The organism is Tundrisphaera macrotermitis, assembly GCF_051175315.1.
In the GTDB taxonomy this organism is placed as follows: Bacteria; Planctomycetota; Planctomycetia; order Isosphaerales; family Isosphaeraceae; genus Tundrisphaera.
Map to the genome: position 1 here is coordinate 4,798,608 of NZ_CP195100.1, position 18,782 is coordinate 4,817,389.

19 protein-coding genes and 1 tRNA gene are annotated in these 18,782 nt (G+C 71.0%); 12 read left to right on the forward strand and 8 right to left on the reverse strand.

The annotated features are described in order from the left end of the window. Positions 1–2 precede the first annotated feature (2 nt). Positions 3–75, reverse strand: a tRNA-Glu gene (locus tag TA3x_RS19360). Between the two features lie 66 nt (positions 76–141). Here TA3x_RS19360 and TA3x_RS19365 point away from each other — a divergent pair. The 11 genes from TA3x_RS19365 to TA3x_RS19415 all read left to right on the forward strand — a co-directional run bounded on the left by TA3x_RS19365 (position 142) and on the right by TA3x_RS19415 (position 9,911). After that, positions 142–939 carry an alpha/beta fold hydrolase gene (locus tag TA3x_RS19365; protein ID WP_435016308.1) on the forward strand — a complete coding sequence of 266 codons (798 nt, stop codon included), beginning with the start codon at positions 142–144 and terminating at the stop codon, positions 937–939. 85 nt (positions 940–1,024) lie between these two features. Continuing rightward, positions 1,025–1,252: a hypothetical protein gene (locus TA3x_RS19370; protein ID WP_435016309.1), complete on the forward strand. Its 228-nt coding sequence runs from the start codon at positions 1,025–1,027 to the stop codon at positions 1,250–1,252. After that, the gene (locus TA3x_RS19375; RefSeq protein ID WP_435016310.1) at positions 1,249–2,469 is read left to right on the forward strand and encodes a MauE/DoxX family redox-associated membrane protein; all 1,221 of its coding nucleotides are present in this window, start codon (positions 1,249–1,251) and stop codon (positions 2,467–2,469) included. Before TA3x_RS19370 ends, TA3x_RS19375 begins: the two co-directional genes overlap by 4 nt. Positions 2,470–2,707: 238 nt before the next feature. Continuing rightward, entirely contained in the window at positions 2,708–2,875 is a 168-nt protein-coding gene (locus TA3x_RS19380; protein WP_435016311.1) for a Flp family type IVb pilin, read from the forward strand. A 121-nt stretch (positions 2,876–2,996) separates the two neighbouring features. After that, on the forward strand, positions 2,997–3,164 hold the full coding sequence (locus tag TA3x_RS19385; protein WP_435016312.1) for a Flp family type IVb pilin: 168 nt from the start codon (positions 2,997–2,999) through the stop codon (positions 3,162–3,164). Between the two features lie 85 nt (positions 3,165–3,249). Further along, positions 3,250–3,870 carry an A24 family peptidase gene (locus TA3x_RS19390; RefSeq protein WP_435016313.1) on the forward strand — a complete coding sequence of 207 codons (621 nt, stop codon included), beginning with the start codon at positions 3,250–3,252 and terminating at the stop codon, positions 3,868–3,870. Continuing rightward, entirely contained in the window at positions 3,867–5,402 is a 1,536-nt protein-coding gene (gene cpaB / locus TA3x_RS19395; RefSeq protein ID WP_435016314.1) for a Flp pilus assembly protein CpaB, read from the forward strand. Before TA3x_RS19390 ends, cpaB begins: the two co-directional genes overlap by 4 nt. A gap of 39 nt (positions 5,403–5,441) precedes the next feature. Further along, positions 5,442–6,554: an AAA family ATPase gene (locus tag TA3x_RS19400; RefSeq protein WP_435016315.1), complete on the forward strand. Its 1,113-nt coding sequence runs from the start codon at positions 5,442–5,444 to the stop codon at positions 6,552–6,554. Between the two features lie 101 nt (positions 6,555–6,655). Continuing rightward, entirely contained in the window at positions 6,656–8,002 is a 1,347-nt protein-coding gene (locus TA3x_RS19405; protein WP_435016316.1) for a CpaF family protein, read from the forward strand. Next, positions 7,999–8,964 carry a type II secretion system F family protein gene (locus TA3x_RS19410; RefSeq protein WP_435016317.1) on the forward strand — a complete coding sequence of 322 codons (966 nt, stop codon included), beginning with the start codon at positions 7,999–8,001 and terminating at the stop codon, positions 8,962–8,964. The genes TA3x_RS19405 and TA3x_RS19410 overlap by 4 nt, the downstream gene beginning before the upstream one ends. Positions 8,965–8,975: 11 nt before the next feature. Then, positions 8,976–9,911 (forward strand): type II secretion system F family protein, encoded by a 936-nt coding sequence (locus TA3x_RS19415; protein ID WP_435016318.1) that lies wholly within the window; start codon positions 8,976–8,978, stop codon positions 9,909–9,911. 9 nt (positions 9,912–9,920) lie between these two features. Here the strand turns inward: TA3x_RS19415 and TA3x_RS19420 are convergent, their stop codons facing one another. The 7 genes from TA3x_RS19420 to TA3x_RS19450 all read right to left on the reverse strand — a co-directional run bounded on the left by TA3x_RS19420 (position 9,921) and on the right by TA3x_RS19450 (position 17,433). Then, on the reverse strand, positions 9,921–11,228 hold the full coding sequence (locus TA3x_RS19420; protein ID WP_435016319.1) for a pilus assembly protein TadG-related protein: 1,308 nt from the start codon (positions 11,226–11,228) through the stop codon (positions 9,921–9,923). Between the two features lie 504 nt (positions 11,229–11,732). Further along, positions 11,733–13,037: a pilus assembly protein TadG-related protein gene (locus TA3x_RS19425; RefSeq protein WP_435016320.1), complete on the reverse strand. Its 1,305-nt coding sequence runs from the start codon at positions 13,035–13,037 to the stop codon at positions 11,733–11,735. Between the two features lie 16 nt (positions 13,038–13,053). Continuing rightward, positions 13,054–13,446, reverse strand: coding sequence for a hypothetical protein (locus tag TA3x_RS19430; RefSeq protein WP_435016321.1), 393 nt, complete (start codon positions 13,444–13,446; stop codon positions 13,054–13,056). Between the two features lie 32 nt (positions 13,447–13,478). Continuing rightward, positions 13,479–13,841, reverse strand: coding sequence for a TadE/TadG family type IV pilus assembly protein (locus tag TA3x_RS19435; protein ID WP_435016322.1), 363 nt, complete (start codon positions 13,839–13,841; stop codon positions 13,479–13,481). 118 nt (positions 13,842–13,959) lie between these two features. Then, on the reverse strand, positions 13,960–14,748 hold the full coding sequence (locus TA3x_RS19440) for a tetratricopeptide repeat protein (RefSeq protein ID WP_435016323.1): 789 nt from the start codon (positions 14,746–14,748) through the stop codon (positions 13,960–13,962). A gap of 18 nt (positions 14,749–14,766) precedes the next feature. Then, entirely contained in the window at positions 14,767–15,543 is a 777-nt protein-coding gene (locus TA3x_RS19445) for a hypothetical protein (RefSeq protein ID WP_435016324.1), read from the reverse strand. A gap of 18 nt (positions 15,544–15,561) precedes the next feature. After that, on the reverse strand, positions 15,562–17,433 hold the full coding sequence (locus TA3x_RS19450) for a type II and III secretion system protein family protein (RefSeq protein WP_435016325.1): 1,872 nt from the start codon (positions 17,431–17,433) through the stop codon (positions 15,562–15,564). 254 nt (positions 17,434–17,687) lie between these two features. On the opposite strand from TA3x_RS19450, the gene TA3x_RS19455 reads away from it, so the two are divergent. Continuing rightward, positions 17,688–18,755 carry a hypothetical protein gene (locus tag TA3x_RS19455; RefSeq protein ID WP_435016326.1) on the forward strand — a complete coding sequence of 356 codons (1,068 nt, stop codon included), beginning with the start codon at positions 17,688–17,690 and terminating at the stop codon, positions 18,753–18,755. Positions 18,756–18,782: the final 27 nt, after the last annotated feature.

An 18,782-nucleotide genomic window follows, 5' to 3' on the forward strand; every position in this document is an offset into this window, starting at 1 on the left:
AGTACCCCCACGGGGATTCGAACCCCGGTCCCTAGGCTGAGAACCTAGTATCCTGGGCCTCTAGACGATGGGGGCCGCGGGACACGCATATAATGCCCTGCCCACGGTCCAATGTCAAGGTCGAGTCGAGAGGATTTGCCGATGCCCGAAGTCGCCGTGGAACGAGGCCGCATTTTCTATGACGAGCAGGGGGAGGGGGAGCCGCTGGTCTTCCTGAGCGGGCTGGGGGGGGATCACCGTGCCTTCGGGGTGACGACGCGCCATTTCGCCGGGAAATATCGGGCGCTGGCGCCCGACTCGCGCGACGTCGGGCGGAGCTACCGGGCGACGGGGCCCTATTCGACGGCGGACATGGCCGACGAGGTCGCCGGCTGGATGGGGGCGCTGGGCCTGGGGGCGGCCCGGGTGGTGGGGCATTCCCTGGGCGGGCTGGTCGCCCAGGAGCTGGCGCTCCGCCACCCGTCGCGGGTGCGGAGCCTGGTCCTGGCCTCGACCCATTCCGGCTCCAACGCCTGGAGGAAGGCGGTCGTCGAGTCGTGGATCGCGGCCCGATCCCTCTGCGACCCGGGGACCTTCGCCCGGATCACGCTGCCCTGGCTGGCGGCGCCGGCGTTCTTCCGATCGAAGCCACAGGTCGAGGGGATGGTCCGCTTCGCCCAAAAGAACGAATGGCCCCAGGATCCGGACGCCTTCGGCCGCCAGGCCCGGGCGGCCATCGAGCACGACGCCCGCGAACGGATCGGCGCGATCGGCGTGCCCTGCCTGGTCCTGTCCGGCGCCCTGGACCTGGTCAACCCTCCGCCCATCGCGGCCGAGCTGGCCGGGTCGCTGCCCGACGCCCGCCTGGTGATCCTGCCCGACGTGGGCCACCTGCCCCACATCGAGGACGGGCCCCGGTTCCGTGCCGCGATCGAGGCCTTCCTGGACGAGACCGGGTGAGGTCCGGCTTGCCAGGGGCGGGCCGATCTTCTACGCTCGGCGGTCCTGGATCGACGTCGGATCGCGCAGCCGGAGATCGTCCGTCATGGCCACCGAAGAGGAACAGAAGAGGGCCTACAAGGCGTTCAAGAAGCGGCTGAAGCTCGCCCGCCTCGACGACGAGTCGGGCTTGAGCCCCGGCAGCAAGAAGTCGGGCATCGCGGGCATCACCCCCCCGGTCGGCCACCCGCCCGGGGTCTGGGAAGAACTGGTGGCCCAGGGCAAGCTCCGCCGCGAGGGGAGCGGGACCTACTCCCTGACCGCCCCGTTGTGAACGCCCCCGAGAAGCCGATCGTCCCCCCGAACGAGGTGGATCGCGACTTCGCCCGATTCCGGGCGATCGCGTGCGGGGCGACCCTGGCGATGATCGCCGCCTCGTGGCCGCTGTGGGCGGACCGGGGCGGGTTCCCCCGGGTCCCGTTCGTCGCGGGCCTGCCCGGCCTGCCGGCCCGGTGGCCCCTGGCCGTCGCGCTCGGGGCGGCGATGCTGGGGAGGGCCTGGCGGCCGATGCTCGCCATCGCGCCGGCGTTGCTCGTCGTCGCGATCCTCGGCGATCAGAACCGCTTCCAGCCCTGGGCGTATCAGTTCGCCCTTTATGCCCTGGTCATGGGCCTGGCTTCGAAGGCCCGGGCGCTGGCGCTGTCCCGCCTCCTGGTGGCGTCGCTCTACTTCTATTCCGGCCTGTCCAAGCTGGATGCCTCGTTCGTGGCCGAGACCGGGTCGACGTTCCTGGACGCGGGGCTGGTGCCGCTGGGGATCGACCCCGGGCGCTGGCCGACGCCCCTGCGGGTGCTCGCGATCCTGGCGATGCCGGCGTGGGAGATGGCCGTGGCCATTGGCCTGATGCGCGCCGGCACCCGCCGCCTGGCCCTGGCCGGTGCGATCGGACAGCACCTGGCCCTGCTCGGCCTCCTCGGCCCCTGGGCGCTCGGGCACAGCCTCAACGTGCTGATCTGGAACGCGGCGATGATCGCCGAGGATGTCGTGCTGTTCGCCCGGCCCCCGGCGCCCGCGGCCGCGTGGTGGCGCTCGCCCCGCGACCTCCTGGCGACGCCGGTGGTCGGGGCGGCGATCCTCCTGCCCCTGGGCGAGCCGTTCGGATGGTCTGATGCCTGGCCATCCCACGCGCTCTACGCCAGCCACTGCGAGCGGATCGAGATCCTGATCCACGAGGAGGATGCCGACCGGTATCCGGCCCCGGTCCGGACGCGGCTCGGGCCGGCCGACGTCGGCGGGTGGAGGCGGCTCGACCTGACGGGGTGGAGCCGGGACCTGCGCGGGACGCCGGTCTATCCCCAGAACCGGGTCGGGCTGGGGATCGCCGGGCGGTTGGCCGAGACGCCGGGCGGGATCCGCCCGATCCGGGTGATCGAGTGGGGCCGCGCCGGTCGGTTCGACGGCCATCGCGACCGCGTCGAGAGCGTCGGCCTGCGGGCGATCCGGAAGCGGGCCGAGCGCCACGGATTCGGCGCGCAGGCCGCTCCGGGCTGAACCCGACGTCCCCCTCCGGCCCGGGTCGCGCGGAGGGCCGCCGCGCCCTGCGCGGGGGTTTTGCCAACTTCTCGCGTCGAATTGACAACGCGTCATTCGCGACCCACCTTTTCAATAGGACCCGCCGATGATGAGTCGAGGCATCCTCGACCGGGCCCCCTGTCCGACCCACACCAGGAAGAAATCCCCGACATCCCGTGCGGCAACGATCCCGATCCAAGAATGGAGTGGCATTGCGATGGCACGTTTCATGAAGAGCCTGCTGGCCGAGGAAGACGGCGCGACGATGGTCGAGTATGCGTTGATGGTCGCCCTGATCGCCGCGGCCGCCATCACCGTGGTCGGCGCCCTGTCCACCGCCCTGAATGGCAAGTTCACCAGCGTCACCACCTCGCTCGGCGGTTGACCACCCATCGGCCCCATGACGGGCGGAAGGCCCGGCCTTCCCCTAGCCCGACAATCAACATATCCGCCCCCCGTCCCATCCGGTTTCGTCCCCACCAATTCACCGATCGAGAGGCATTGCGATGGCACGTTTCATGAAGAGCCTGCTGGCCGAGGAAGACGGCGCGACGATGGTCGAGTATGCGTTGATGGTCGCCCTGATCGCCGCGGCCGCCATCACCGTGGTCGGCGCCCTGTCCACCGCCCTGAACAACAAGTTCACCTCCACCACGACCGCCCTGGGCGGCTGAGCGGAAGGGGGGCCGGATCCCCCGAATCCCCCGCGGATCGGGCCGGCCGCCCGCCCGGCCGGCCCACGAACGAGGAACCGTCCGCATGATCCGGCCCGAATCCCTGCCGCTGTTCGCCGTGGCCGCGGCCACGATCGTCGCCGCGGCGACCGACCTGCGGCGGTTCAAGGTCTACAACGTGCTCACCCTGCCGATGCTGGCCGCCGGGCTGGTCGCCTCGGGCTGGTCCGGCGGCCTCGGCGGGCTGGGGTCCAGCCTGCTGGGGGCGATGGTCGGCCTGTCCGTCCTGGCGGCGTTCTTCGCGATGGGCGGGGTGGGGGCCGGCGACGTGAAGCTGTTCGCCGCGATGGGGGCCTGGCTGGGGGCCTGGCCCACGCTGCAGGTGTTCGCGGCCTCGGCCCTCGCGGCCGGGGCCTACGCGCTGGCTTTGACGGCGATCGGGCAGGGGGCGGGCGCGGCCTCGGTGGAACTGGCCGACCTCGGCCGCCGGATGATCTCGCCGGGCCGGTGGTCGCGGCCGACCGCGCGGGTCGCGGACGAGGCCCTCCGCCCCGACCGCCGGAGGAGGCTGGTGCCGTTCGCGGCGGCGACCTGCCTGGGCTTCTTCGCCATGATCGCCGTCTGGCACCACGACGGGTCGAGGGTCGCGACCCCGTCGGGCCCCGCGCCGACCTCGGCCCTGGTCGCCTGGGGGGACGCGCGATGAGGGGCCGGACGATCCTGGTCGCGATCCTGGCCCTGGCCTGCGGGCTCGCCGCCTTCGTGGGCATCAGCATGATGGGCACGGGCACGCCGGCCGCGGTGGCGACCCGCCCGGTGATCTTCGCGATCGCGGAGATCCGCCGGGGAGCCCCGATCGAGAAGGAGATGATCGAGATCCGGCGGATCCCCGAGGCCGTCCTGCCGCCCGCGGCGCTCGGCAAGCCGGAGGATGTGCTCGGCCGGATCGCCGCGATGAAGATGATCCCGGGCGATGCCGTGACCGACGGCAAGCTCGAACCCAAGGGGGCGCGGGCCCGCATCGTGCCCCGGGGGAAGCTCGCCTTCACCGTGGCTCGGGCGGACATGCCGCCGCTGGAGGTGGACGACCATGTGGACGTCTATTTCGCCGCCAACGGGCAGGCGCCGGCCATCCCCCCGCTCCAGGACATCCTGGTCTGGGACGTGCCGGCGGCCGACAAGAAGCCCGGCGCCAACGCCCAGGGGCCCGTCACCCTGCTGGTCGACCCCCGCCAGGCCAACGACCTGAACCAGGGGATGAACCAGGGGGGCCTGCGGCTGGTCCGCCGCAATCCCGACGCGCCGATCGAGCCGGCGCAGACCCCGACGGCGCCGGTCGCCGCCGCGCCGGCGGAGGATGCCCCGGTGGAGTGCGGCATGGGCATGCGGCAGTACGCCCTGGAGAACACGCCGCCGACGGTGACGATCGGCGGGCTCCTCCGGGCGGGCGACTTCGTGGACGTCATCCTGACCCGGAAGGGGAAGGGGGACGCCAGGTCCGTCTCCCGGACCTTGCAGGACATCCGCGTCAGCTGGGCGAAGTCGGGCGCCGGCGCGAACCCCGCCCAGACCCCTTCGGTCATCCTGTGCGTCACGCCCGACGAGGCGGCGACGCTCGACCGGGCCGCCTCCGACGGGACGGTCCACCTCGCCCGCCGCGATCCCCAGGACCGGGCCCGGGTGCCCCTCCAGGTCGAGGAGGCCGCCGCCAACCTGAGGGCCTACATCAGCCCCCGGATGAGGGCCTTCACCTTCGACGCCATCAACCCCTCGGTCACGCTCGGGGGCCGGGTCCGCCCGCAGGATCGCGTCGACGTCATCACGATCACCAAGCCGGCGAAGGCCGATGCAATGGTCGCCCGGACCGTGCCCAACGTCGAGGTCCTGTCCATCACCTCCTCCGGCGACGACTACGGCGAGGAGAAGCAGTCGGTGACCCTGCTGGTCACGCCCGAGGAGGTGGAGGTGCTGGCCCTGGCGCAGATGACCGGGACGCTGTACCTGTCGCTCCGCAAGCCGGGGGACGACGAAATCCCCCCGGAGCCGGCCCAGGACCGCGAGGTCTCCTTCACGACGAAGACCCTGCGCGGGACGTCGATCGGCGCCGATCGCCTCACCTATCGCGTGCCCGCCGACGCCCGCAAGAAGGCGCCGGTCGCGGCGCCAGTCCCCGCCGCTCCCCCGCTCCCCCGGCCCGACCGGTCGGCGGGCCTCATGCCCTCCGCCCCGGGGCCCTGACGCCAACCCCCACATACCGATCGCGAAGGAATGCCCCCGATGCCCGCCTTCATCGTGGCCGACAGCGAATCGACCGGCTCGCGGATCCGCGACGTCCTGGGTTTCAAGGGGCTGGAATGCCCGTCATCGCACGTGATGTCGTCGGCCGACGCCGCCATCCGGCTCGGTCGGGAGACGGGGGTGGACCTGATCGTCCTGGCCCTGCCCGCCGATCGCCAGCGCGGGCTGGCGCTCCTGCCCACCCTGGCGCGGATCGCCCCGGGCAACGTCCTGGCCGTGGGGCCGGCCGACGACGCCCGGGTCGTGCTCCAGGCCCTGCGCTCGGGCGCGGCCGACTTCGTGGACTCGGCCGACCTGGAGGTCGAGCTGGAGGCCGCCCTGGGCCGGCTGTCCCAATCCAAGGCCCCGGTCGCCCCCGGCCGGCTGATCGCCGTGCTCGGCCCGTGCGGGGGGTGCGGGGCGAGCACCCTGGCGGTCAACCTGGCCGTCTGCCTGGCGAAGTCCCACAACGACGTCGGCCTGATCGACATGAAGCTCGAATCGGGCGACTTGGCCTCGCTGATGGACCTGCGGGCGAACTTCACGCTGGCCGACCTGTGCCACAACGCGGCCCGGCTCGACCGCGTCATGTTCGAGAAGTCGATGGTCAAGCACGACTCGGGCGTCCACCTGCTCGTCTCCCCCCATCGCCCCGCGGACGTCCAGCACGTCAAGCCCGACTGCGTCGGCATGGCGCTGACGCTGGCCCGGACCGCCTATCCGCGGGTCGTGGTGGACGTGGACCATACCTTCCGCGAGGAGCAGGCGGTCGTCCTCCGCCAGGCCGACATCGTCCTGGTCGTGCTCCGGCTCGACTTCGCGGCGCTGCGCAACGCGCGCAAGACGCTCGAATACCTGGACGGGATCGAGGTGGCCCGCGACAAGGTCCGGCTGGTGGTTAATCGCCTGGGGCAGCCGCAGGAGGTCCCCCTGGCCAAGGCCGAGGAGGCCCTGGGGCGGAAGATCGCCCACCAGGTCCCCGACGAGCCCAAGACGATCAACCGTGCGGGCAACCTCGGCATCCCGGCGGTGATCCACGCACCCTCGGCCAAGGTCTCCCGGAGCCTGTCCGCACTGGCCGCCGCGATCGAGGCCCCGGCCCGGAAAACGTGATCTATCCTGGCATCGGGGGGAGCCCCGATCCGCCGCGGGGCCGCCTCCCCGCGCGATCGGGCCGGACCGCATCCGTATTGCCGTAGGAGGAAGCGACCGCCATGATCCGCACCGCGAATGGATCCGCAACGTCGGCACCGGCCACGGCCGAGGACCGGATGCTCCGGATCAAGAAGGAGCTGCATCAGAAGCTGATCTCCGAGATGGACCTGTCGGCGATCGGCTCGATGGACGACGAGGAGCTGAAGTCGGAGGTGCGCCGGGGGGCCGAGCAGCTCTGCCGCCAGAGCCAGGATCTGCTCAGCTTCGCCGAGCGCGAGCGTCTGATCGGCGAGGTGCTCGACGAGACCTTCGGCATCGGGCCGCTGGAGGCCCTGATGCGCGACCCGGCCGTGTCGGACATCCTGGTCAACGGGCCCAAGTGCGTTTACGTCGAGAAGAGGGGGCGGCTGAGCCGCTCCGACGTGGTCTTCCACGACGAGAAGCACCTGATCGAGATCGTCCGAAGGATCGTCGGCCGGGTCGGCCGGCGGATCGACGAGACGTCCCCCCTGTGCGACGCCCGCCTGCCGGACGGCTCGCGCGTCAACGCGGTGATCCCGCCGCTGGCCCTGGACGGGACCCTGCTTTCGATCCGGCGTTCCAGCAAGTCGCCGCTCCAGTTCAAGGACCTGGTCGAGAAGAAGGCCATCACCCAGGAGATGGTCGACTTCCTCTCGGCGGCGACCCGCGCGCGGGCCAACATGATCGTCTCCGGCGGCACCGGCTCGGGCAAGACGACGCTGATGAACGCGCTGTCGGCGTTCATCCCCGACGACGAGCGGGTGGCGACCATCGAGGACGCCGCCGAGCTGCGGCTCCAGCAGTCGCACGTGGTCCGCATGGAGACCCGGCCCCCGAACATCGAGGGCAACGGCGCCATCTCGACCCGCGACCTCGTCAAGAACGCGCTGCGGATGCGGCCCGACCGGATCATCGTCGGCGAGTGCCGCGGCGGGGAGACCCTGGACATGCTCCAGGCGATGAACACCGGCCACGACGGCAGCATGACCACGATCCACGCCAACGACACCCGCGACGCCGTGGGCCGCATCGAGATGATGGTGGGCATGGCCGGCTTCGACCTGCCGATCTGGATCATCCGCCGCCAGATCGCCTCGGCCGTGCAGATCATCGTCCAGGCGGCCCGGCTCTCCGGCGGCGTCCGCAAGATCATCAAGATCTCGGAGATCGTCGGCATGGAGGGGGACGTGGTCAGCATGCAGGACCTGTTCGTCTTCAAGCAGACCGGCATCGACGAGGATCGCGCCGCCCAGGGCTACTTCTTCTGCACCGGGATCCGGCCCAAGTGCATGGACCTGTTCGAGGCGGCCGGCATCAAGCTGCCGCCGGACACCTTCGAGCGGCGGATCCTGAGCGGCCAGGCCAAGGGGGAGTCGCCCCGATGAGCCCCGCGATGGTCTCGACGCTGGCGGCCATGACGGCGATGGTCGGGGTGTTCGCGGCCTACCAGATCGCCGCGGACCTGTTCCTCCGCGACCGGTCGCGGCTCAACGACCGGGTCGACGAGGAGTTCCTCCAGAAGAGCAAGGCCCTGGTCAAGAAGTCCAACCTGTTCAAGAACCTGGGGGCCGTGGCCGCCGAGGCGATGGACGGCGTGGAGGCCAAGCCCGGCCTGCGCCAGCGGCTGGAGGCGATGGTCGAGCAGTCGGGGCTGGACGTCACGGCCGGGCGGCTCGCCGCCATCGCCGGGGGGATGTCCGGCGGCCTGATGCTCATGGCGTTCATCGTCCGCTGGAGCCCGATCGACGCGGCGGTCGCCGCGGCCCTGGGGTTCGTCGCGCCGTTCTGGTACGTCCGCAAGAAGCGCGACGCCCGGATCGAGAAGCTCCGGTCGCAGCTGCCCGAGGCGTTCGACCTCATGGCCCGCGTGGTCCGATCCGGGCAGACCCTGGGCCAGTCCCTGCTGTCGGTCGCCGAGGAGTTCCCGCAGCCGATCTCGGCCGAGTTCTCGCTCTGCCACGAGCAGCAGAACCTGGGCCTGGCCGCCGAGGTCGCCTTCCGCGACCTGGCCCGGCGCTCCGGGGTGATCGAGCTGCGGATCTTCGTCCTGGCCGTCCTGGTCCAGCAGCAGACCGGCGGCAACCTCGCCGAGATCCTGATCAAGCTGGCCGACGTGGTCCGCGAGCGCTACCAGATCCGGGGCACGATCAGCACCCTGACCGCCGAGGGCCGGATGCAGGGCTGGATCCTCGCGGCGATGCCCCCGCTGATGCTGTTGCTCCTGCTCGTCCTCAACCCGAACTATGCCATGACGCTGTTCGACCACCCGGGCGTGCTGCTGGGCACCTTCGGGTTCGAGGCGATCGGGGCTTTGTGGATCCGCAAGATCGTGAACTTCGATTTCTGAGGGACCAACCCATGCCCGCGTCGATGGCCCCGGCCCTGCTGATCTGCGCCGCGGTCGGGCTGTTCGCCCTGGTCCTCGGCCTCCTGCTCGGCGGCGGGAACGCGCGGCTGGATGCGCGGCTGGACGCCCTGGCCGGCAAGCGGAGGGTCGGCGACCGGCCCGAGAGCGTCGCGTCGATGGCCCGCACGGCCTTGCCCCGGATGGGCAAGGTCATCGTCCCGGAGGACGAGGCCGAGCGGACCCGGCTCCGCGCCCGGTTGGTCTACGCCGGGATGTACGATCGCCAGGCGTTGCACATCTTCCTGGGCGTGAAGCTCATCCTGCTGCTGCTGGCCACGTTCGTCGGCCTGGGGCTCACCCTGACGCGGGTCCTGCCCACCACCAAGGCGCTGCCGGTCTCGATGGCGCTGTTCCTGACCGGGATGCTCGGCCCGAGCATGTGGCTCGACCGCCGCAAGGCCGCCCGCCAGCAGGAACTCCGCCGCGGACTGCCCGACGCCCTGGACGTCCTGACCATCTGCCTGGAGGGGGGGCTGAGCCTCCAGGCATCGCTGAAGCGCGTGTCCGATGAACTCCGGGCGGCGCACCCGGTCCTGGGGGACGAGCTGAAGATCGTGGACCGGGAGGTCCAGCTCGGCCGGTCGCCCGGCGAGGCCCTGGGCAACTTCGCCCGCCGCACCGACCTGGAGGAGGCGGTCAGCCTGGCGTCGGTCATCGGCCAGTCGGAGAAGTTCGGGGCCAGCCTGGTGAAGAGCCTGCGGAGCTTCTCCGAGACGCTGCGCCAGAAGCGGAAGCAGAAGGCCGAGGAGAAGGCCCAGAAGGCGGCCACCAAGATCCTCTTCCCGACCCTCCTGTTCATCTTCCCGGCCATCTTCGTGATCCTGCTGGCCCCGGCGGCGTTCCAGGTCGCCAAGGCGTTCGACGAGTCGGAGTCGGTGGCCCCGTGATCGGCCCGATCACTCGACCAGGGCCGGCTTGGAGACGGTGCCGCCCAGGCTCACCGGCGTGTTGATGGTCAGGAGCATGCCGTTGGAGATGGTCAGGGACCGGACGATGAACTGGGAGCCGAGCTGGGCGCCGATCGCCCCGCCGGCGATCGTCATCGGGGAACTCGGGGCGTAGATCGTCCCGATCATCGCGGTGACCGCGCCGTTGGCGATGTTGTTCAACGCCGAGGCGTTGGCCCGATCCTGGAAGTAGAGGATGCCCGGGATGCCCCCGCCGGCCGTCGTCGTCGGCGCCGTCAGCGCGACGGTCGCCCCCCCCTGGAAGTTCAGGGATCCGCCGCCGGAGTCGGTATAGATCGTCACCCCGGTGCCGATCACCTTCACGCCGTTGGCCACCGTGAAGCTGCCCCCCTTCATGTAGTACAGGCCGGGGTTCATGGTCACGATCAGGCCATTGCCCAGGGTCAGCCCGCCGTTGTAGACGCCGGGATTGACCGTGGCGATCAGGCCCAGCAAGGGGTTGGGGGCACTCCGGCTGACGAGCCCGGCCGTGGTCGGCGCGGGCATCGACGCGTAGGGGTCGCTCGTCCCGGGGTGGCCGATCAGCGGGCCGATGTTGAGGAAGGTGGACAGGCTGGCCCAGCCCGGGATGTTGAAGTTGCCCGCGACCTTGGTCAGCGCCGTCCCCGTGTCGATGAACGCCCCGTTGGAGATGTTGATGGCGCCGCCCAGGGGGTTGGTTGCGACGTTGTAGAGCGAATCCGAGTTGACGATGATGTCCGAGTTGGTGACGAGCTTCGCCCCGCCGGTCAGCGTCAGGGCCCCGGCCAGGTGGATGTCGGTCACGATGAGCGACGGATTCGATGAGGATTTGACCTGGGCCACGGCCCGGGCCCGGACCGGGATCTTCCCCGTCCCGAACACCGAGCCGAAATAGCGGGGCTGATAGATCGTGATGATCGCCTCGGCGCAGCCCGCCTTGCCGGCGAATTTCGCCGATCCGGCCGAGGGGGGCACGTTGATCGTCACCGACGCGGTCGTCCCGTCATTGGGGAACCCGTTGGCGGCGGCGATCGCCAGGCCCGCCGCCGACGCCTTGCCCAGCGGGTCGAGCCCGGTGTCCAGCGTATAGCGCGAATAGAGCGAGCAGGCGGCGGCCCTCGCGCCGGCATCGGCGACGGCCTGGGCCTGCCGCTTTCGGCCCATCAGCAGCCCGCCGTCCAGGACGAGGGCCATCACGAAGATCATCGGCACCAGGCAGATGGTGAACAGGATCAGGACCGTGCCGTGCCGCATCCGGCGCACATGGTGAATCATTCGCCGTTCCCATGAAGATTGCCCGGGCCGTCCGGGATCCGGGATGCCCCGCGACGGGGCCGTCGACGTTCGGATACCGCCCGGCCGATACACCTGCCGCGCCGGCCCCCGCGGGGCCCCCTCGTCAACGTGGCGTCGTGGAGTCGCGACGAATCTTCATGGAAGCGGCCTCGGGACGGACGGATCCATGATTGGGACAAGGGAGAGAAATCGAGGCATTATAACTAATCAATAGTGCGCCGATTCGGAAATGTCACGCAGCGGCAACATGTGAGAGATATGGCTCTCGGCGATGCGGCCGGGCATGCCCGGATTTTGGGAGGCAGGGGGCGGAGTGCGCGCGGGGATGCCGGCCCGCCGGCCGGCGATCGGATGGGGCCGCGTCGGCGTGGTGTGGCGTGGGGATGGGCCGGGGCATGCATCCCGGCGAACGAACGAAGGCCGGCCGACCCCGCCGGGGGGATCGCGCCGGCCTTCGCCGTGGCCTCGTGGGGTGGGCGGGCGTTACTCGGCGATGATCGGCCGGGAGACGCCGCTGCCGGCGTTCGCGGGGGTGTTGATGTTGATGTTGACGTTGTTGGAGAGGTTCAGCGACTTGACGATGTACTGCGAGCCGTAGGAGGCGCCGTAGGCCCCGCCGGCGATCGTCATGGCGGCGTTGGGCGCGTAGATCGTCCCGGTCATCTTCACGTTGGAGCCGTTCGCGATGTTGTTCAGCGGCGTGGAGTTGGCGCGGTCCTGGAACAGGACGATCCCGGGGATGCCCCCGGAGGCCGTGGTGGTCGGGGCCGACATGGTCACGGTGGTGCCGCCCTGGAGGTTGATCGAGGACCCGGCGGCGTCCAGGAAGATCGTCACGCCCGTGCCGGTCAGCGTCACGCCGTTGGCCACCGTGAAGCTGCCCCCCTTCATGTAATACAGGCCGGGGTTCATGGTGATGGTCATGCCGCCCCCCAGGGTGAGCCCGCCGTTGTAGATGCCCGGGTTGATGGTGGCGCTGCCGTAGGGCGGGTTGGGCGCGGATCGTGCGATGAGGCCGGCGGTGGTGGGGGTGGCGACGGAGGCGTAGGGATCGCTCATGGCCGCCTGGTTCCTCTCCGGTTCCTTGCTGAAGAAGGTGCCCCACGTGGCCCAGTTCGGGATGTTGTAGTTGCCGACGATCTTCAGGCCGCCTCCGGGCGACATGTATGCCCCGTTGGAGGCGTTGACCGCCCCGCCGTTGGGGCTGAACGTGGGGTGGTACACCGAGCCGGAGTTGACCTGGACCCCCGCGGTGGTGGTCAGCCTCGCCCCGCCGGTCAGCGTCAGGGCGCCGGGCATGGTGGGGTCGGTCAGCAGGATCGACGCGGTCGGCGTCGCCTTCACCTGGGCGACCGCGCGGGCCTTGATGGCGACCTTGCTCGCGCCGAAGATCCGGCTGAAATAGCGGGGCTGGTAGGAGGTGATGATCGCCTCGGCGCAGCCCGACTTGCCGGCGAAGCTCGCCGAGGCCGAGGACGGCGGCACGTTGATCGTCACCACCGAATCCGTCCCGTCGTTGGCGAAGCCGTTGGCCGCGGCCAGCGCCAGGCCGGCGGCGAGGGCATTGCCCTGCGGGTCCAGCCCCGAATCCGAGGAATATCGCGAATACAGGGAGCAGGCGGCGGCCCGGGCGGCGGCATCGGCCCCCGCCTGGGACTGCCGCTTCTTCGCCAGCAAGAGGCCGCCGTCCAGGGCCAGCCCCATCACGCAGATCATCGGCACCAGGCAGATCGTGACGAGGACCAGGGCCGACCCTCGGCGCGGGCGGGCCTCCGTTCTCGGGCGCATCGCGGGCTCCTCATCTTCAGGGGGCTATCGGCTGCCGGGATGTGCTGGTGAATGTCACCGGGGACAGGGCGGTCGGGAAGGCCTCGGGCGTCCATCGGTAGGTGAGCGTGACGCTGATGTACTCGACCGAGTTGATCGTCGGCCGGGCGACCGTCGCCGTCAGCCGGTTCCGGGGGATCATGATCGGCGTGATGCCGCCGGCCAGGACCTGGGCGGGGGTCGGGGTGCCGGACTGGACCGAGGCCCAGCGGGCCGCCTGCCGGGCCTGGAAGGCGACCTCCTGGTAGCGGAACACCCCGAGACCCGCGACCATCATGCCCAGGACCAGCAGGATCGTGACCGAGTAGACGGCCCCCGCCTCGGCCATGATGATCCCCCGCCGTCGCCTCGCCCTGCCCAGTTGCCGCATCGGGGTATGCCTCGCCGGACGCCGGTCCGATCTCATGGGGGGGTGACCATCATGACGACCTTGCGGGACAGGTTCGTCTCGCGCGGGACGCCCGGGTAGTTGAACAGCGTCGTGAACCGGTAGTTCACCGTGACCTGCACCGTCGTGTAGCCGGCGCCGCTGGTCGTCGGCCCGGAGGTGGCGACCGTCGGGGCCGGGTTGGTCAGGTTGACCGCATCGGCGAGCGCCGCCTGCTGGATGCTGGAGGCGGGGGCGGTCGGATGATTGGCGAAATAGAGCGCGCCGTCTCGCGCGCAGTCGGTGATCGTGGACAGCGCGTAGAAGAGGCGCGAATAGTCGATCGTGATCACCATGATCAGGCAGAGGACCGGCAGCATCAGGGCCAGCTCCGTCATGGCCGCGCCCCGCCGCCTCGATCGTCCCCGCCCGCTGGACATGGCGTCCGCCCCGATCCCCTGCATGGCATGAGCCTCCCTTCGGGAAGCCTAGCTCACGGTTCCCGGATCGGGTGGATCAGGGCAGGGGGGGGAGGTCCGCCGAGGCCCGGCGGATGGCGTCGTCGACGCGGGGCCGGGCGGCGACCGCCCCGGCGCGGGGGGCGGTCCGGGCGGCGACGACCGCGTGATGGCCGTCCCGGGCGGCGATCGAGGTGGGCTTCTCGGCCATCGCTCCGGCGTAGGCCCGCTCGGCCTCGGAGAGCTGGCCCTCGGAGGCGAGGATCAGGCCGAGGTTGGCCCGGGCGTCGGACGGGTCGAGCCCGGCGCGGGCGAACTCGGCCAGGGCGGCCTCGTCGTCGCCCCGATGCGCCAGGACCATCCCCAGGTTGTTGTGGGCCCGCGCGTGGTTCCTGTCCAGGTCGATCGCCTCGCGCAGCCCCTTCTCGGCCTCGGCCCAGCGGCGCTGGATGGCGAAGTGGTAGCCCAGGTCGCAGCGCCATTCCGGGTTCTTGGGCTCCAGCCGCGCCGCCTCGGCGAAATGCTTGGCCCCGCCCGGGAAGTCCCCCTTGAGATCGAGCAGGACCGCCAGGCGGGCATGGGCATCGGCCCGCCTGGGGTCGTTCTCCAGGGCCCGGCGATAGGCGTCCTCGGCCCCGGCCGCCTGGCCCTGCTCCTCCAGGGAGCGGCCCAGCGCGACCTGGACGTCGGCGGCCTGGCGATGGGAGACCTTGGCCTTGTCGCTCGGCGTGCCCAGGAGCTGGGCCGAGGCGTGCTCCGCCGGCTTCTTGGCGGCCTGATGGCACCCGGCCGAAACCAGGGCCAGCGGCGCGAGGAGGGACAGGGCGCGGAGGGCAGATTCACGCATGGGTCGTCCCCTGGTGGCTCATTGCGAGTTGGTCACGCCGCTCGGGCTGTTCACGCCGTTGCTGTTGATCGGGATCGGCGGTCCATATTGCTCGGTCCGGTTCAAGGCGTTGTCGTTGATGATGTGGGCCTCGATCCCCGCCAGGCCGTGCGCGATCGGCTGGCCCACGAGCACCCGATCCGAAGGGACGGGCATGGGCCCGGAGGCCAGCGCGGCCAGCACGGTCAGGCGCCTCCGCTCCGCCAGGCCGGGGTGGTCCGGGTCGCGTTCGATCAGGAGCGGGTAGGGGCTGCTGGCGAGCTGGACCGAGGCCCGGGCCAGCTGGTCGATGCCCCGGTCGTTCAGCTCGCTGGACCCGTCGACGAAGTCGTAGCGGAGCAGGATCAGCCGGGCCGCCGCGCCGTTGGCGACCATCGCCCTGCCGTGATCGTAGAGGGACGCCCCGAGCGGGCGGGGGCAGTATTCCTCGGGATAGCCCCAGAACTTCCCCTGCGTCCTCCGCCAGCGCCACGACCGGGCCTTGGCGTCGACGTGCTTGGGCGGGTGCCTGTAGAGGGCGGGCGGGTCGATCGGCGGCGGGGCCCAGGTCGGGGCCGGGCCGCCCGGCGGGACCTGGACGGGCGGGGAGGTGGTGATCATCCGGGGCGCGGCCTCGACGGCCAGCACCGGGCCGGCGCCCGGGGGCAGGGGGGGCAGCGGGTCGGGCAGCCCCTGGCCGGCCGCCAGGCCCGGGGGCAGCAGCAGGCCCAGCGCCAGGCCGACGCCGCGCCGGCCTCGAATCGAGATCAGGTCCATCTCCGCCTCCGACGGGGTTTATTTGGAGAAGCCCGAGGGCCCCAGGAGATATTTCCGCTCGACCAGCGAGTGGCGGATCAAGTGCAGGGGGTCGTCATAGCTGGTGGTCGAGCGCCCATCGATCCCGGTCCGCCCCTCGATCCGGTTCAGGAAGTAGAATTCGAGGTCGTTGGGCTGCGTCACCTCGTCGCCCGGGGTGGGCGGCACCTGGCCCGGGGCCATCGGCTCGATCAGGTAGGGGGTGACCAGCACGATCAGCTCCTTCTCCAGCCGGTTGCTCGTCGTGTTGCTGAAGAATCCGCCGATGTACGGCAGGTCGCCCAGCCCGGGGAGCTTCTGGGTCGCGCCGTCCAGGGACAGCTGCATCAGCCCGGCGATGGCCAGCGTCTCCCCCTGCTTCAGCTCGACGGTCGTGTGCGAGCTGCGCTTGGTCAGGCCGGGGACCGGCGAGCCGCCCGGGACCAGGGTCGTCGCGACGGAGAAGTCGACGGCGCTGACCTCGGGGTCCACGGTCAGGCGGATCGTGTTGCCGTCCAGGACGATGGGCAGGAACGAGAGCCGGACGCCGAATTCCTTGAACTGGGTGCTGGATGCCCCCCCGCCCCCGGGCGCCCCGGCCCCGATCCCCGAGAACGACGGGACCGGGAACTCGCCGCCGGCCAGGAAGTTGGCCTGATGGCCGTTCAACGCCACCAGGTTCGGCTCGGCCAGGATCTTGAGGAGGCTGTTCCTCCGCAGCGCGGTCAGCACGGCGTTGAACTGGCCCCGGGAGAAGGTGCCGTAGACCGTCCCCTCCGTGCCGATGTTCAGCGATCGGATGTCCCCGTTGAACGTCGAGGCCCCGACGCGACCTGCCGCGAACCCGGTCCCGGTGGCGGGGTTGATGATCTGCGTGCCGAACAGCGTGCCGAACTCGGGGATAGCCGCCAGCAGGTCGGCCCCGATCTCGCGGAACCCGGATCGGTTCAGCTCGGCGACCCGCACCTTCAGCAGCACCTGCTGGGACGACGGCACGCGGATGAGGTTGATGACCTGGATCGTGTTGTTCACGTACTTGCCCAGGGTGATCTCCCCCGCCCGGGTCTGGGACGTCGCGTCGCCCCCGGTCGGCAGGCTGCCCCCCAGGCCCGGGGCGCCCTGGAAGGTCCCCCCGCCGATGCCCGGGAACGGCGACCCGGGCAGCCCGGGGTCGGCCGGCGCGGCCGGTATGGCGTTGTTGCCGGCCTGGAAGTTGTTGACCTGGCCCTGGACGCGGATCGTCTGCACGGACAGGGCGTAAGTCTCGATCGTGTTGATGATCCGGCCCACCTGCGCGGCGTCCCGCGCCTCCCCCTCCACCACGATCTTCTCGCGGAGCTGGGCGAGCTTCAGCGACGCGTCCGGGAACAGGGCCCGCAACTGCTCGCGGAGGACGTCGAGGTCGGCCACCACGCGGACCTCGAACTCGAACGTCTTGCCCTCGCGGTTGGTCACCATCAGGTCGGTCGTCCCGAGCTTCTTGCCGACCACCCGGATCTGCCTCGGGGTGATCTGGAAGAAGTCGGCGACGTTGGGGTCGCCCACCGCCAGGAATTGCGGGGGCTGGTCGGCGGGCCCCGCCGCGTCGGCGGCCACCGGCTGGTCGAGCGTCAGGAACCGGCCCTGCCCGAGCTTGACCTCGAACACGCCGGTCGTCCCGACCAGCTTCTCGACGAATTGCGCGGCCGGCGGGGCGGCCGGGTCGGGCTCCAGCAGCGGACGGGCCGGCCCGGCGGGGATCCCCCCGATCGGCCCGGTACCCCCGTCCTGCCCCCAGGCCGGTGCGGCGACCAGGACGACCAGCGCCAACCACGCCCCAAATGTCGTGGCGGCGTCGCTCCGCCCGCGATTCGGATCGTGTCGTCGCCCCATGGTCTAGCCCCACCTGCCCGGAAAATCGGAGAAATCGTCGCAATCCGACCTTGCCTCTATCGGCCGGCCCGGCCCGATTCTTCACCCGGCCCTCCGATTGCCCCGGCGCCGGGCCCGGACTGGTCCCTTGACAGGATCGGGGCGCCCCCCGAAGATTTCGGACTATCCGATCTCAACTCGGCCCGGGGAGTCGATCCGGCATCTCGCCGGCCCGCATCGCCATCCCCCCGCGACGCTGTCCCGGGAGCCGGCCCATGGCCATGACCGCATCACATCGCACCGCCACGTTCGTCCCCGTCCCGTGCCGATGCGGGAGGCTCCTGAGGGCGAAGTCCGAGCTGATCGGGTCCGAGATCCAGTGCTGGGACTGCCATCAGATGGTGGTCGTCCCCTGCCCGCGCCAGCCCGGGCAGTCCGGCCGCGCCTTCTCCGAGGGGCTGAGGTCCGCCTTCCGGCCGGATTCCCTGGCGCGCATCCTGCTGGCCTCGGCGGCGATCGCCCTGGCGATGACGATCCCCCGGATCGGGCTCCTCGCGGGCGGCGTGGCCCTGGCCGTCGCCGGCGTGGCCCTGGTGGGGCGCACCCTGGAACGGTCCAGCCGGGGCGAGGTGCCCCCGGAGCCGGTCGGCGGCCGGGCGGCGGCCGTCGCCCTCGCGGCCCAGGCGGCGACCGCCGCCGCGATGGCGGCCGGCACGGTCGTTTCGCTGTGGGGGATGGGCGTCCTGCTCCATCGCGGCCAACGCTGGGATTGGGCCAACTACGCCGTGTTCGCGGCCACCTGGACCATCGGGCCGATCGCCTCGCTGATGGCCTTCGGCCGCGCCCGGCGGGGCTGGCTCGGCGTCCGCAACGGCCTGATGGTCGCCATCCGCCACCCCATGATGACCTTCCTCTCGCTGGCGATCGTCCCGATGGCCCTGGTCGCCTCGGAATTCCTGGTGGCGATCGGGACGATGCTGGGTGGGGCCTTCGCCTTCTTCACGCTCGACCTGCTGCCCTGCCTGGCCGGGTCGCAGATCATCAACGGGCTCCCGCATTACAACGGCGTCGATTTCCGCAGCCTGACGATCGACTCCTACCTCCGCCTCTACTGGGAGAGCCTGGGTCGGGGCTATACGTTCTCCGGGGCGCTGCCGGCGTCGCTGTCGCTGCCGACGACCAATGGCCTGAGCAGCCAGGGCCTCTACGTGCAGTCGTCCACCTACCTGGCGATCCGGGCCCTGCTGACCTTCCTGGTCGTCTCCGTCATGATGACGGCGGCCACCCTGCAGGCCGCCTGGCTGGGCGCCCTGGACGCGGTCGACTATCGCCGCGTCGTCTGAGCGTCGAATCCCCCGAAGGGACCTCCG